The organism is Spirillospora sp. NPDC047279 (genome assembly GCF_040643285.1).
Classification (GTDB): Bacteria; Actinomycetota; Actinomycetes; order Streptosporangiales; family Streptosporangiaceae; genus Spirillospora.
The window spans coordinates 37,855-51,138 of record NZ_JBEYUA010000013.1 but is presented as its reverse complement, the minus strand read 5'-3'; the positions used below and the strand labels follow the sequence as shown (position 1 = coordinate 51,138).

General features: G+C 73.9%; 11 protein-coding genes. 7 read left to right on the top strand and 4 right to left on the bottom strand.

Annotated elements, in window-relative coordinates; translation table 11 throughout:
• Positions 1-16 precede the first annotated feature (16 nt).
• The 3 genes from ABZ810_RS30385 to ABZ810_RS30375 form a co-directional block, all read right to left on the bottom strand.
• Positions 17-862, bottom strand: coding sequence for an SDR family NAD(P)-dependent oxidoreductase (locus ABZ810_RS30385; protein WP_358409175.1), 846 nt, complete (start codon positions 860-862; stop codon positions 17-19).
• Positions 863-1,063: 201 nt separating this feature from the next.
• Positions 1,064-2,089: an MBL fold metallo-hydrolase gene (locus tag ABZ810_RS30380; protein ID WP_358409173.1), complete on the bottom strand. Its 1,026-nt coding sequence runs from the start codon at positions 2,087-2,089 to the stop codon at positions 1,064-1,066.
• Positions 2,086-3,246: a steroid 3-ketoacyl-CoA thiolase gene (locus ABZ810_RS30375; RefSeq protein ID WP_358409172.1), complete on the bottom strand. Its 1,161-nt coding sequence runs from the start codon at positions 3,244-3,246 to the stop codon at positions 2,086-2,088. Before ABZ810_RS30375 ends, ABZ810_RS30380 begins: the two co-directional genes overlap by 4 nt.
• A gap of 107 nt (positions 3,247-3,353) precedes the next feature.
• On the opposite strand from ABZ810_RS30375, the gene ABZ810_RS30370 reads away from it, so the two are divergent.
• Positions 3,354-4,472, top strand: a complete 1,119-nt coding sequence (locus ABZ810_RS30370; protein WP_358409170.1) for a hypothetical protein — start codon at positions 3,354-3,356, stop codon at positions 4,470-4,472.
• 134 nt (positions 4,473-4,606) lie between these two features.
• On the opposite strand, the gene ABZ810_RS30365 is transcribed toward ABZ810_RS30370, so the two are convergent.
• Positions 4,607-5,806 carry a cytochrome P450 gene (locus tag ABZ810_RS30365; RefSeq protein ID WP_358409168.1) on the bottom strand — a complete coding sequence of 400 codons (1,200 nt, stop codon included), beginning with the start codon at positions 5,804-5,806 and terminating at the stop codon, positions 4,607-4,609.
• 244 nt (positions 5,807-6,050) lie between these two features.
• On the opposite strand from ABZ810_RS30365, the gene ABZ810_RS30360 reads away from it, so the two are divergent.
• From ABZ810_RS30360 to ABZ810_RS30335, 6 genes are all read left to right on the top strand, one after another.
• Positions 6,051-7,070: a ketoacyl-ACP synthase III gene (locus tag ABZ810_RS30360; protein ID WP_358409167.1), complete on the top strand. Its 1,020-nt coding sequence runs from the start codon at positions 6,051-6,053 to the stop codon at positions 7,068-7,070.
• Between the two features lie 2 nt (positions 7,071-7,072).
• A complete protein-coding gene (locus ABZ810_RS30355; RefSeq protein WP_358409165.1) occupies positions 7,073-7,825 on the top strand; it encodes a glycosyltransferase family 2 protein in 753 nt (250 codons plus the stop codon).
• Positions 7,822-9,066 (top strand): cytochrome P450, encoded by a 1,245-nt coding sequence (locus ABZ810_RS30350; RefSeq protein WP_358409163.1) that lies wholly within the window; start codon positions 7,822-7,824, stop codon positions 9,064-9,066. Before ABZ810_RS30355 ends, ABZ810_RS30350 begins: the two co-directional genes overlap by 4 nt.
• Positions 9,063-10,574, top strand: coding sequence for a class I adenylate-forming enzyme family protein (locus ABZ810_RS30345; protein WP_358409162.1), 1,512 nt, complete (start codon positions 9,063-9,065; stop codon positions 10,572-10,574). The genes ABZ810_RS30350 and ABZ810_RS30345 overlap by 4 nt, the downstream gene beginning before the upstream one ends.
• Positions 10,571-11,545, top strand: a complete 975-nt coding sequence (locus ABZ810_RS30340) for an NAD-dependent epimerase/dehydratase family protein (RefSeq protein ID WP_358409161.1) — start codon at positions 10,571-10,573, stop codon at positions 11,543-11,545. Before ABZ810_RS30345 ends, ABZ810_RS30340 begins: the two co-directional genes overlap by 4 nt.
• A gap of 171 nt (positions 11,546-11,716) precedes the next feature.
• Positions 11,717-13,192 (top strand): MFS transporter, encoded by a 1,476-nt coding sequence (locus ABZ810_RS30335; RefSeq protein WP_358409160.1) that lies wholly within the window; start codon positions 11,717-11,719, stop codon positions 13,190-13,192.
• Positions 13,193-13,284 lie beyond the last annotated feature (92 nt).

Below are 13,284 nucleotides of genomic sequence, written 5' to 3'. Positions count from 1 at the left end.
GGGAGGCCCGGATTCGTCAGAGCTTCGGGCCGAGCGCCTCGGCCAGCCCGGCGGCGGTCCAGAGGCCCTCGGTCGACACCTCGTGCGCCACGACCGGCTGCGACATGACCTGCACCGTGCCGCCGTGGGCGACGAACACCTGCCCGGTGACCCGCTCGGCGGCGGGTGACGCCAGGTAGGTCACGAGCGGCGTCACGTGGTCCACCGACAGCGGGTCGGGGCCGTCCTCGGGCGGCGGCCCGAAGACGCCGGCCGTCATGGCGGTGCGGGCGCGCGGGCAGATGGCGTTGGCCCGCACCCCGTACCGGCCGCACGCGTGCGCGGTCGACAGGGTCAGCGCGGCGATCCCGCCCTTGGCGGCGGCGTAGTTGGGCTGGCCCGGGGCGCCCAGCAGGTACGCCTCCGACGCGGTGTTGATGACGCGGGCGTAGACGGGCCCGCCGGTCTCCTTCGACTTGGCCCGCCAGTAGGCGGCGGCCTGCTGCGAGGTCACGAAGTGTCCCTTGAGATGAACGCGGATCACCGCGTCCCACTCCTCCTCGGACATGTTGAACAACATGCGGTCGCGCGTGAAGCCGGCGTTGTTGACGACGATGTCGAGGGAGCCGAACTCGGTGAGGGCCGTCTTCAGCAGCCCCTCCCCGGTCGTCCAGTCGGCGATGTCGCCGGCGAGCACGGCGGCCTCGCCGCCCGCCGCGCCGATCTCCTCGGCCACCGCCCGCACGGCGTCGCCGTGCAGGTCGTTGAGCACCACGCGGGCGCCTGCCGCGGCCAGCGCGATGGCCTCGGCCCGCCCGAGCCCGGCCCCGGCTCCGGTGACGATCGCCACCCGCCCGGCCAGGCTCACCTCCTGTCCGCTCACCTGTCTCCCTTCTGCCCGGATTCCTGCTCGGAGGGCGCACCGCGTCGCGCCACGCGATGACTAGATCGAGCGCTTGCTTGGTCACTCTCGTATAGAACACGTTCTAACATGAGACTCGAGTCTCATCAAGGGTCTAGACGGGAGAGTGACATGCGTCGCACGCAGGAGTGAGACCGGCCCGGAAGGGGAACCCCGGGCCGGTCAGGCGAGTGCGCGGACGAAGCGGATGGGGTCGCCCCCGGCCGCGCGCAGGGCCACTCCGCGGCGCTCCAGGACGCGCAGATGCGCGGCGGCCTCGCCCGCGGCCATCTGCCGGGAGGACAGGTCCATCGCGTCCCAGCCGTCGCGCCAGCGCATGCCGGCGGCCAGCTGCCAGAGCGTGGCGGGCTCCCGGGACAACATCCCGGTGACCTCGGTGAGCCGTTCCTCGTGATGCCCGATGATCGCCTCGGCCCGTTCGGCCAGCCCGTTGAAGCGGTGCTGGTGCGCGGGCAGGACCTCGGTCACCGCCATGCCGGCCACCCGGCCGAGCGAACCGAGGAAGTCGCCCAGCGGGTCCACGTCCGGCAGGTCGTACGGGTAGAGCCCGATGTGCGGGGTGATCCGCGGCAGGACGTGGTCGCCGGTGAAGATCCGGTCGCCGTCCTCCAGATGCAGGCAGATGTGGCCGGGGGAGTGGCCCGGAGTCCACACCACCCGGAGCGCCCGGCCGGGCAGGTCGACCAGGTCGCCGTCGGCGAGCTCGCGGTCCGGCTCGGCGGGCGGGTCGATGTGCTCCCGCCTGGAGTGCCCGGCCAGCTCGGACTCCGCGGCGCCGGCCCGGGCCAGCGTGCCGCGCATCCAGCTGCGCTCGGCGTCCTGCTCGACCATCCCGCGGAAGAGCCGGACGACCTCGGCGTCGTTGTGGTGCATCGCGATCCAGGCGCCGGACGACTCGCGCACCCGGCCCGCCAGGCCGGCGTGGTCGGGGTGGTGGTGCGTCACCACCACCCCGTGCACGTCCGCGATGTCCATGCCGAACGTGGCGAGGCCGTCGCGCAGCGCCGACCAGGCGTCCTCGTGCTCCCAGCCCGCGTCGATCAGCACCGGCCCGCGTTCGCTCTCCACCGCGTAGACCAGGGTGTACGCGAGGGGGTTGCCGGGGATCGGCACCGGAACGCTCCAGACGCCGTCGCCCAGATCCTCCGGCACGGGCCGCCGCCGTCGCGGGCTCGGGGTTTCGGTCATGCGCGTTCGAGGATGGTCGCGGTGGACAGGGCGCCGCCGCAGCACATGGTGACCAGGGCGGTGGTCGCGTCGCGGCGTTCCAGCTCGTGCAGCGCGGAGGTGATCAGGCGGGCGCCGGTGGCGCCGACCGGGTGGCCGAGCGCGATGGCGCCGCCGTTGACGTTCACCGTGTCCATGTCCGGCTCGTGCACCGACGCCCACGACAGGACGACGGACGCGAAAGCCTCGTTGATCTCGGTGATGTCGACGTCGCCCATCGTCATCCCGGCGCGGGCCAGGACGCGCTCGGTCGACTGCACCGGGCCGTCGAGGTGGTAGTACGGCTCGGAGCCGACGAGCGCCTGGGCGCGGATGCGGGCGCGCGGGCGCAGGCCCAGCTCGTACGCCTTCTCCTCGGACATCACCAGCACGGCGGCGGCGCCGTCGGAGATCTGGGACGAGCTGCCGGCGGTGTGCAGGGCGTCCGGGCCCATCACGGCCTTGAGCTTGGACAGGCCCTCCACGGTCGTCTCGCGCAGCCCCTGGTCGCGGGTGACCGTGCGGGTCTCGCCGGTGGGGGCGCCCTCGGCGTCCAGGACGGGCGCCTCGATCGGCGCGACCTCGCGTTCGAACCGGCCGTCGGCCCAGGCCTTGGCGGCCAGCTGCTGCGAGCGGGCGCCGAACGCGTCGGTGTCGGCGCGGGTGAGGCCGCGGCGCTGGGCGATGCGCTCGGCCGCCTCGAACTGGTTGGGCATGTCGATCGACCAGTCGTCCGGTCGCGGGCTGGCCGGGAGCACGTTGCTGCCCAGCGGCGCCCGGCTCATCACCTCGACGCCGCAGCCGATCGCCACGTCCACGACGCCGGCCGCGACCTGCGCGGCGGCCAGATGCACGGCCTGCTGGGCGGAGCCGCACTGGGCGTCGATCGTGGTGACGCCGGTCTGCCAGGGGAGGCCCGCGTACAGCCAGGCGTAGCGGCCGACATGCCCGCCCTGCTCGCCCGCCTGGGTCACGCACCCGGCGAAAACCTGTTCCACTTCGGCCGGGTCGGTGCCGGCGCGGTCGAGCACCGAGCTCAGCGCGTGTGCGAGGACGGCCTGCGCCTTGAGGCCCGCCAGCCAGCCGTTCCGCTTACCGAGCGGGGTGCGTACCGCTTCGACGATCACCGGGGTGCCCATGCGGTCTCCTTCTAGAACGTCATTCCAAGCGTGACTATAACTTGTTCTAGTTTTCCTCGGAACCCGTGCGTGTGATCCTTTCGCCGCGGTCGCGCGTCCTAGCTGGCATGGCCCCCGATTCTGACCAGCCGATATTCGACGAGGACTTCGTCAAGGGCGCGGCCTTCACCGAGCCGTCCGCCCGCGAGCGCGATCGTGCTCCCGGCGGGTTGAGGCGGCGGCGCGCCCGCAAGGCGGCGCAGGATCGGCAGGGCCGGTCGGGGCGCGGGCGGCAGGCCCGGCGGCGCCGCCGGGCCGAGCGCAGGACCGAGAAGCTGCTCTACGGCTCGCCCTCCGGGCCGGGCTGGCGGGCCACCGGGCGCACGAAGGTCGCCTCGTACGTGCTGATCGGCGCGGTCCTGGCGGCCGTGGTCGGCGGCGCGATCTGGGAGCAGTCCGGCCTGGGCCGCGGCGCGGGCGGGAACGGCGCCATCATCATCGACGGCTCCGGCGGCGGGCTCGGCGAGACCCCGGGTGCGCCCGAGATCAGTCCGAAGGACCCGTTCGCGGGCTCACCGGCCGCGGGGTACGCCGAAGGCGAGGCGGGCGTCCAGACGCCCGAGCCCGCCGCGATGAACGGCCTGTCGGCCAAGGACATGGAGCTCGCCTACTTCTTCGTCCGCAGGACGATTGTCGCGGGCAACCTCGATCCCGACGTGGTCTTCAAGGGGCGGCACCAGCCGTTCACCCGGCTCCTCCAGCCCGACCAGCGCAAGGACGTGACCAAGGCGCTGAACCTCAAGGGCGACGGCAACCTCCGCCTGTGGATGACCATGATCGTTCCTGGCGCGGCCGAGCCGGGGAGCCCGATCGTCAAGGTGAACGGCTCCATCAAGGTGAAGGCGGCCGAGCGGGACGGGAGCAAGGGCGCGCTGGTCACGGCCGACCACCTCTTCGTCTACGCGATCCAGCAGCCGGGCCGGCCCGGCACGCTCATGCGGTTGATCGTGCGCCGGACCAACGAGATCTTCGTCTACCGGGAGGGCCGCGCGGTGAGGTTCTGGCAGTACCGGTCGGGCATCAACCCGGCGCCCGTCGACTGCTCGGCGCCCGACGACGGCTACGTCCACCCGGACTTCCGGCGGAACGGCGGGTCCGCCGCCGATCCCGGGGCGCCGACCGATCCCTACGACCTGTCCAAGCCGCTCCAGACGGGCGGCGACTGCGGCACCGTCACCCGGGTCTAGCGCCCGGCGCTCCCTATGGCCGGCGCCCGGCGCTCCGGATGGCCGGCGCCCGGCGCTGTATGTGGCCAGCGCTCGTCGCGCCGTGTGGCTAGCGCTCGTCGCGCCGTGCGGCTAGCGCTCGTCGCGCCGTATGGCTAGCGCTCGTCGCGCCGTACGCGGAGGCTCGCGTAGGTGGGGACCAGGACGCGGCGGGCCGCCCGCCGGGACACGACGCGGTAGGGGCCGTCCGACGAGAGCGTCTCCAGCATCCGGGTCACCTGCGTGCGCGCGACCGCCGCGCCCAGGCACAGGTGGCGGCCCGCGCCGAACCACAACTGCCGGGTCTCCGGCACGTAGTCGCGGCGGACGTCGAACGGGCCGGCGCCGTTGTCGGCCAGGTAGGTCAGCAGCAGGACACGGTCGCCCGCGCGCAGGTCGCGCCCGCCGACCGCGACGTCCCGCGCGACATGGCGGCCGATGACCGGGGCCGGGGTCGCGACGCGGAGCCCTTCGCGCACGGCGTTCTCCATCAGGGACGGGTCGGCGCGCAGCAGGCCCTGCTGCCCGGTGTCGTGGAGCAGGGCGACCGTGCGGGAGGTGCCGGACGCCCCCGTCTCGGTGCCCGCGATGGCCAGCAGGGTCGCCAGGCCTCGGGTGAGCGGCAGGCCGAGGCCCATCTCGCGGCAGCGACCCAGGATCGTGTCCGGCCCCGCGGTGCGGTACGCCTCGTCCACGCCGACGGTGATGTCGGCGACGATCGTCCGCGCCTCGCCGATCACCTCGGCGGGCAGGTGGGTGGAGGCCGTGGTGCCCATCGCCAGCCCGGCGAGCCGTTCCCCGGCGGCGAAGACGGCGCGGTACGAGTCGTCCGTCCGGCCCTCGCCGGGCAGGCCGAGCAGGTCGGCGACCAGGCGTCCGGCCAGCACCCGGGTGGCGTCGGCGACGTCGACGGTCCCGCCCGCGGCGAGCCGCCGGGCCATCGCGCGGTAGTGCGCGCCCTGCGACCGTTCGACCAGCGCGCGGGCGCTGTCCTCGGTGAACAGGTCGCGGGCCCGGGTGCGCACCTCCGCGTGCCGGGCGCCGCCGAAGAACTGCGCCATCTCGGGCCCGAAGAGCTGGCTCCACAGGTGCCCGACGCCGCCCTCGCCCGCCATCCCGAAGGCGGCGTGGTCGTTCAGCACCCGCCGGGCCAGGACGGGGTCGGTCACCACCCAGCCGAGCCGCGGCACGCGGGCGATCGGGCCCACCTGGCGGGCGGCCTGGAGCAGTGCGTAGAGGCCGCGGTTGCCGGTCCAGAGAAGGCGTGCCTCGTGGCGGGCCGCGGCCGTCCTGTCGTTGATCTTCGTGCTGGTCACGGGTCGATTGTGCACGGGGCCAGGGGTGCCCTCGGATGGGCGGTATGACTCACTTGATATGAGTGGTGGTACTCACCCTCGATTGAGGCAGATCTCCTGCCCCGGGTTCCGTAGGGTCTCCCTCATCGGCGGGGGGCGTGGTCGGTGAGGCTGGCTGCAACACGACGAGATCCAGCACGACGAGATCCAGCACGACATGCCGACACACGGAATGCCGATCACGACACCCGAGGGACGTCTGCCCATGAGAGCCCGAATCGCCGGTGTGACCGCCTACCTGCCGGAACGCACGGTCACCAGCGCGGAGGTGGAGGCGCGCGTCGCCGCCGAGAGCGCCGGGCACGGCTTCCGGCCGCTGCCCACGATCGTCGAGCGGATGACGGGGATCCGCTCCCGGCACGTCATGCGCCCCGACCAGCAGGCCTCGGACCTGGCCGTCGAGGCGGCCCGCAAGCTGCTCGCCGGCCGCGGCGTCGCGCCCGCCGACCTCGACCTGCTGATCTTCGGCTCGGCGTCGCAGGACCTGATCGAGCCCGCCACCGCGCACATCGTCGCGGCCAAGCTGGGCGCGACCTGCCCGGTCTTCGACGTCAAGAACGCCTGCAACAGCTTCCTCAACGCGCTGCAGACCGCCGAGGCGCTCATCCGCACCGGCCAGTACGCCCGGGTGCTGGTGTGCGCCGGCGAGACGCCGTCGCGCGCGATCCGCTGGCGGGTGCGCGACCGGGCACAGTTCGTGGACGCCTTCGCCGGGTACACGCTGTCGGACGGCGGCGCGGCGATGTTGCTGGAGGCCGCCCCCTCGGGAGGCCCCGCGGCGGGAGTGTTCCACCGCGACTTCGCGGCGGTGTCGTCGGCGTGGGACATCGGCACGCTGCCGGCCGGCGGCTCCATGCACCCGCGCGACCCCGAGCACTCCTACTTTAGCGGCGACGGGCGGCGGCTCAAGGACGCGTTCCTGGCCACGGGCCCCGACATCTTCCTGCGGGCCCTCGACGAGACCGGGCTGACCTGGGACGACTTCGCGATCGTCGCCGTCCACCAGGTGACGCTGCCCTACCTGGAGGTGCTGCGCACCGTGCTCGGCATCCCGGCGGAGAAGCTGGTGGTGACGCTGCCCGAGCACGGCAACGTCGCCTCGGTGACCCTGCCGCTGCAACTGGCCACCGCGCTGGAGGAGGGGCGGTGCGGGCCGGGCGACCGGGTCGCGCTCGTCGGCCTCGCCGGCGGCGTGAGCCTCGGCGTCGTCTTCGCGGAGTTGTGACCATGGAGCTCTGGGTCGTCATCCCGGCGTACAACGAGGAACGGTCGATCGGCGCCACGCTGCGGCGGCTCGCCGAGCAGACCGACGCCGACTTCGGGCTGGTCGTGGTCGACAACGGCAGCACCGACACGACCGCCGAGGTGGTGCGGGCGTTCGCCGACGACCATCCCAAGCTGGACCTGCGGATCGTGCCGGAACGGGAGAAGGGCACCGGCGCGGCGGCCGACTCGGGGATCCGGCACGCGATCGCGGCCGGGGCCACCCACATCGCCCGCACCGACGCCGACTGCCTGCCCGGCCCGGACTGGATCGCGGCCGTGAAACGGGCGTTCGACGACGGGCTCGAGATGGTCAGCGGGCCGCTGCGGCCGCGCACCGACGAGTTCCCGCTGAAGTGGTGGGAACGGCGGCTGCTGCCCGCCGTGATCGGCCTCGCCGCGACGTTCGGGCGGTTCCGGCCCGGCAACCAGGACCCGCTCTTCCTCGGGCCGTACGTGATGATGCCCGGCTGCAACGTCGCGATCACCGCCGACCTGTACGAGCGCGCCGGCGGGTTCCCGCGGACCAGGATCGAGGACGTGCACGAGGACCGCGCGCTGGTCAACCAGGTGCGCCGGCTCACCACGGCGTACGGGCTGCGCGCGGACGTGGTGGTGCACGGGTCGGTGCGGCGGCTGCGCGCGTTCGGGCTGGTCCGGACGCTCGGCTGGTACGCCGACCACCGCTACCGGCCCGACGTCGTGGACATCCGGTGAGCGGGGTGGACTGGGAACGGCGGCTCTACCTGACGGCTCATCCGTTCGCCTACCCGCTCCTGCGCGGGCTGGCGCGGCGCGGGCCGATCGTGCGGGTGCCGCGGCTCGGCGTCGTGGTGAACGACGCGCGGCTCGCCCGCGAGGTCCTCATGGACGGCGAGACGTTCCGCAAGGACGGGCCGGGCTCGCCGGGCGACCTGTGGACGCCGATCCTCGGGCCGTCCGTGCTGCTCAACATGGAGGGCGAGGGGCACCGGGCGCTGCGGCGGCGGCTCACCGAGCTGTTCACGCCCTCCTACGTCGACGCGCTGTGCGCGCGGGTGCTCGCCGAGCCGCTCGGGCGGATGGCGGACCGGCTGGCGCGCGGCGGCGTGGTCGACCTCGTCGACACGATGCGGGTCATGGCGGGCACGGTGATCGGCGAGGTCATCGGGCTCGAGGCGGGGACCGAGGACGACTACCGGCACCTCTTCGAGCAGGGCGAGGAGATCGTCTCGATGGTGTCGCTGCGGACCCGGCGGTTCTCGCCCGCGCAGGTCGTCCGGGCGCGGGCGGTGCTCGACCCGCTGGGCGACATCGCCGCGAAGGCGTACGCGGCGGGCGACGAGAGCACGGTCATGGGCCGGATGCGCGCGCTCGGCCTGTCGGAGGCGGAGGCGCGCGGCGCCGCCGGGGCGTTCTTCCTGACCGGGACCGAGACGGTCGCCACGCTCGTGCCGCGGCTGATCGCGCTGCTGTCCGACGCGGGCCTGCTGGGCCGGGTCGCGGCCGATCCGGACGGCTTGCTCGACCGGGCGATCGACGAGGCGATGCGCGTGACCACGCCGACGCCGGTGATGTTGCGGAGCGTCCACCGCGGGGTCGAGATCGGCGGCGTCGCGGTCGGGCCCGGCGACCGGGTGCTGATCGCGACGTACAACTGCTGCCGCGCCTACGGCCCGTTCGACCTCGACCGGCCCCACCCGTCCGAGCTGCGGCGGTTGTGGTTCGGCGCCGGGCCGCACTTCTGCATCGGGTACCCGCTGGCCATGGCCGAGACCCGCGCGGTGGTCCGGACGGTGCTGGCCGCCGCGCCCCTGGAGATCACGCGGCGCGAGGCGGCGCGCGGGGTGCTGATCCCCACGTACCGGCGCCTCGTCGTGCGTTCGGCGGGCTCAGCGGGCTCAGCGGGCTCAGCGGGCTCGGCGGGCTCGGCGGGCCCGGCGCGTTCGGCGGGCGGATCCGCGAAGGAGGCGGTGTGACGCTCGTCCGGCGGTTGATGGAGCAGGCGGAACGTACGCCGGGCGCGGTCGCGCTCGTCGCGGGCGACGGGACCGAGCTGACCTACGGCGACCTGCGGCGGCAGGTGCTCGCCGTCCGGCACGGCCTGGCGGCGAACGGGCTGGAGCCGGGCGACGGGATGTTGTTCTCGGTACGGCCGTCGCCGGAGTCGCTCGTGCTGGCGCTGGGCGTGGTCGCGGCGGGCGGCGTGGTCGTCTTCGCCGACCCGGGCGCGGGCTCGGAGATGTTCGAGGCGCGGCTCCGGCTCGCCGATCCCCGCTGGTCGGCCGCCGAGTCGCTGCTGTACGCGGCGAGCCGGCTCCGTGCCGTCCGCGCGTACGCCGGGCGGCGCGGGCTGCTGCTGCCGAAGCTGGCCGACCTGCCGTTGCGGCACCTGTACGTGGGTCGGTGGCTGCCGGGGGTGCCGCGCGGCGCGCTGTCGTTCGGCTCGCTCCTGCGCGGCGACGCGCCCGAGTCCCCGCCGGAGAACGGCGCGTACGGCGACCCCGACGCCCCGGCGGCGGTGATCTTCACCTCCGGCACGACAGCGAACCCGCGTGCGGTCGTCCACACGCAGGCGTCGCTGGCCGCCGCGCTGGACCTGTTCCGCGAGCGGCTGCCGCTCGGGCCGGGCGACGTCGTGCACACCGACCAGCTCATGCTCGGGCTGCCGACGCTCATCTCCGGCGCGCGGTGGTCGATGCCGCCGCTCTCCGCCTCGCCCGGGACGTTCGTCCGGCAGTTGCGGGAACGCGGCGCGACGCACACCTTCTGCGTTCCGGTGCATCTGGCGGAGGTGCTGGACGTGGAGCCCGCGCTGCCCGGCACGCTGCGGTACGTCCTGCTGGGCGCGGCCCCGGCGCCCGCCGGGGTGCTGCGGCGCGCGGTGGCGGCGGCACCGGACGCGCGGGTGTCGTCGGTGTACGCGATGACCGAGATCCTGCCGGTCGCCATCGCGTCGGCGGAGGACAAGCTCGCCCACACCGCGTCGGGCGCGGAGGGCGACCTGCTCGGCGAGCCGCTGGTCGAGACCGCGTTCGGCGACGACGGGGAGCTCATGCTCGCGGGGCCCAACCTGTGCCTCGGCTACCTGGGGCAGGAGCCGCTGAAACGGCTGCCGACCGGAGACCTGGCCCGGCTGGACGCGGGACGCCTCGTACTGATGGGACGCAAGAAGGACATGCTGATCCGCGGCAAGTTCAACCTCTATCCCGGGTTGTACGAGCCCGCGATCGCCGCACTCGACGGGGTCGCGGACGCGGCGATCGTCGGGCTGCCCGACCCCGGGACCGGGGACGAGGAGGTCGTGCTCGCCGTCGTCGGCGACCCCGGCCTGCCCGCCGCCCTGCGCCGCCGGCTGCCGGACGTGATCGACCACGACGCGCTGCCGGACCGCATCGTCGTCCTCCCCGATTTGCCGAGGTCGGGCCGAGGGCGCAAGCTCGATCGGGACCGGCTGCGTGAGCTGGTGCGAGGGGGAGACGCATGAAGGTCGCCGTGACAGGCGCGTCGGGGTTCGTCGGGGGAGCGGTGTGCCGCGCCCTGATGGACAACGGCGTCGAGACGCTGGCCTACGGCCGGCGGTCCCAGGTCGCCCCCGGCCACCTGGGCGGCGCCGCGTACACATCCTGGGACCTCACCCACGGCCCGCTCCCGGACGCCCCCGTGGTCGACACCGTCGTGCACTGCGCCGGCAGCGTCACCGACTGGGGCCCCGCGGCCGGGTTCTTCGCCACCAACCTCGGCGGCACCCACAACACCCTGCGCAGCTTCCCGGGCGCGCGCTTCGTCCACGTCAGCACGGCCAGCGTCTACGACCCGTACCGCCCGACCGTCATGGCGGTCGAGGGGCAGGCGCCCGTCTCGCGCTACCTCAACGCCTACGGCGCGTCCAAGATGGCGGCCGAACGCGCCGTCCTGGCCGTCATGCGCGGCCACGGACGGGCACCGTGGCGGCGCGCCCGCGACCGCCGCGAGGCGATCGTCCTGCGGCCGCACGCCGTCTACGGGCCCGGCGACACCACCCTGCTGCCGCGCGTGCTGTCGTCGGTGCGCGGCCCGATCCTGCCCGCCACCGGCTCCGGCGCGACGCCGGTCAGCCTCACCTCGATCGGCAACCTCGTCCAGGCCTGCCTCCTGGCCGCCTGCGGCCCGGTCGGCACCGGCGTCTACAACGTGACCGACGCCGAGCCGGTCGCGCTCGGCGACGCGTTCCGCGAGATCCTCGCCGAACGCGGCGTCCGCGCCCGCCCGGTCTTCCTGCCCGCCCGCGCGCTGCGGCCGGTGGCCGCCGCGGTCGAGGGCGCGTTCATGCTGGCGCGGCGGCCGGAGCCGCCGCGGCTGACCCGCTACGCCATCAGCCACCTCGCGGTGGAGCGCACGCTCGACATCACCGCGGCCCGCGATGTTCTGGGCTACGACCCCAAGCCCACCTCCTTCGCCGGCGCCGCCGACTGGTGATCCTGGACCGACCCCGGCCCCCGTGATCCCGGACTGACCCCGGCCGCCGTCCCACCTGCGGGAAGGCGGGGGAAAGTTCTGCCTCCAAACAGTGGAATGAAGCATTCCGTTCTGCTAATCTAGAACCAGAACGAAGCGATCCGTTCCCCCATACGGCGAGGGAGAAGCCCGATGACCGCAACACTCGAGAGTCCGGCGGCGACCGTGACGACCAACGGTTCCGACCCGGCCGGAGCGCGTCCCGTCCCCGGGCGCTGGCTCGGACTGTTCGCGATCCTGACCGCGACGCTCCTGAACCTGCTCGACGCCAGCATCGTGAACGTGGCGCTGCCGGTGATCCAGGGCGACATCGGCGGGTCGTACGCGTCGCTCCAGTGGATCGCGGCGAGCTACACCCTGGCGCTGGCGGCGGGGCTGCTGACCGGCGGGCGGCTGGGCGACATGTTCGGCCGCAAGCGCATGCTCCTCATCGGGGCCGCCGGGTTCGTCGCGGCGTCGCTGCTGTGCGCGCTGGCGTTCTCACCCGAGACGCTGATCGCGGCGCGAGTTGCCCAGGGGCTGTTCGGCGCGATCATGATCCCGCAGAGCTTCGGGCTGATCCGGGACCTGTTCCCCGGCCCGGACCAGGCCAAGGCGTGGGCGGTGTTCGGCCCGGCGATCGGCCTGGCCACCATCATCGGCCCAATCGTCGCCGGCCTGCTGATCAAGGCCGACCTCTTCGGCACCGACTGGCGCATGATCTTCGCGATCAACCTGCCGATGGGCGCGTTCGCCATGGTCGCCGGCGCCAAGGCGCTGCCCTCCGCCCGCGGTGACCGCAGCGGCGGCCTGGACGTCACCGGCGCGCTGATCGGCGCCGCCGGCATGAGCCTGCTGGTCTACCCGCTGGTGCAGGGACGCGAGCAGGGCTGGCCGACCTGGATCTGGGCGATCCTCGCCGCGTCCGTCGCGGTCCTGGCCGTCTTCGTGGTCCACCAGCTGCGCCGCGGCGCCGCGGGCCGCACCCCGCTCGTCCAGCTCGGCGTCTTCGCCCGCCGCTCGTACACCTCCGGCGTCGTCTTCGTCATCGCCTTCTTCATCGCGATCATCGGGTTCTCGCTGGCGCTGGGCTTCCTGCTCCAGCTCGGCCTGCACTACAGCCCGATCGGCGCCAGCCTCGCGATGGCCTCCATGGCGGTCGGCGCGTTCATCGGCTCGGCCGGCGGCGGCATGCTGGCCCCCGCGCTGGGACGCAGGATCCTGCACATCGGGCTCGGCATCATGACCGCGGGCATGGCCGGCGTGTACCTGGTCCTCCGGACCGTGGGCGTCGAGCTCGGCGGCTGGCACCTGGCCGCTCCGCTGCTGGTCTTCGGCATCGGGATGGGCATGATCTTCGTTCCGCTGTTCGGCATCATCATGGGCGAGATCGCCGACCACGAGGTCGGCTCGGCCTCCGGCGCGCTGGAGTCGATCCAGCAGCTCGCCGCCGCCCTCGGCGTCGCGGTCCTCGGCACCGTCTTCTTCAACCGGTTCACCGTTCCCGGCGAGCCCGCGGCCAACGCGCTGGCCGGGGCCGAGCAGGTCACCCTGATCGCCGCCGGGCTGGCACTGCTGTCGATCGTGATCGGGTTCTTCCTCCCCAAGCAGGCTCGCGTGGATCACTGACCGCCGTTCTCGCCGGGCCCGCCTCCTCCGGGAGGCGGGCCCGCGGCGTTTCCCGGGTCCGGCGTTCGGGCTGGGCCCGGCGTTCGGGCTGG

Excerpts from the sequence above, each read along its gene's own strand:
- ABZ810_RS30380 (WP_358409173.1), bottom strand. The coding sequence starts at position 2,089 with ATGACCGAAACCCCGAGCCCGCGACGGCGGCGGCCCGTGCCGGAGGAT.
- ABZ810_RS30375 (WP_358409172.1), bottom strand. The coding sequence starts at position 3,246 with ATGGGCACCCCGGTGATCGTCGAAGCGGTACGCACCCCGCTCGGTAAG.
- ABZ810_RS30370 (WP_358409170.1), top strand. The coding sequence starts at position 3,354 with ATGGCCCCCGATTCTGACCAGCCGATATTCGACGAGGACTTCGTCAAG.
- ABZ810_RS30360 (WP_358409167.1), top strand. The coding sequence starts at position 6,051 with ATGAGAGCCCGAATCGCCGGTGTGACCGCCTACCTGCCGGAACGCACG.
- ABZ810_RS30355 (WP_358409165.1), top strand. The coding sequence starts at position 7,073 with ATGGAGCTCTGGGTCGTCATCCCGGCGTACAACGAGGAACGGTCGATC.
- ABZ810_RS30340 (WP_358409161.1), top strand. The coding sequence starts at position 10,571 with ATGAAGGTCGCCGTGACAGGCGCGTCGGGGTTCGTCGGGGGAGCGGTG.
- ABZ810_RS30335 (WP_358409160.1), top strand. The coding sequence starts at position 11,717 with ATGACCGCAACACTCGAGAGTCCGGCGGCGACCGTGACGACCAACGGT.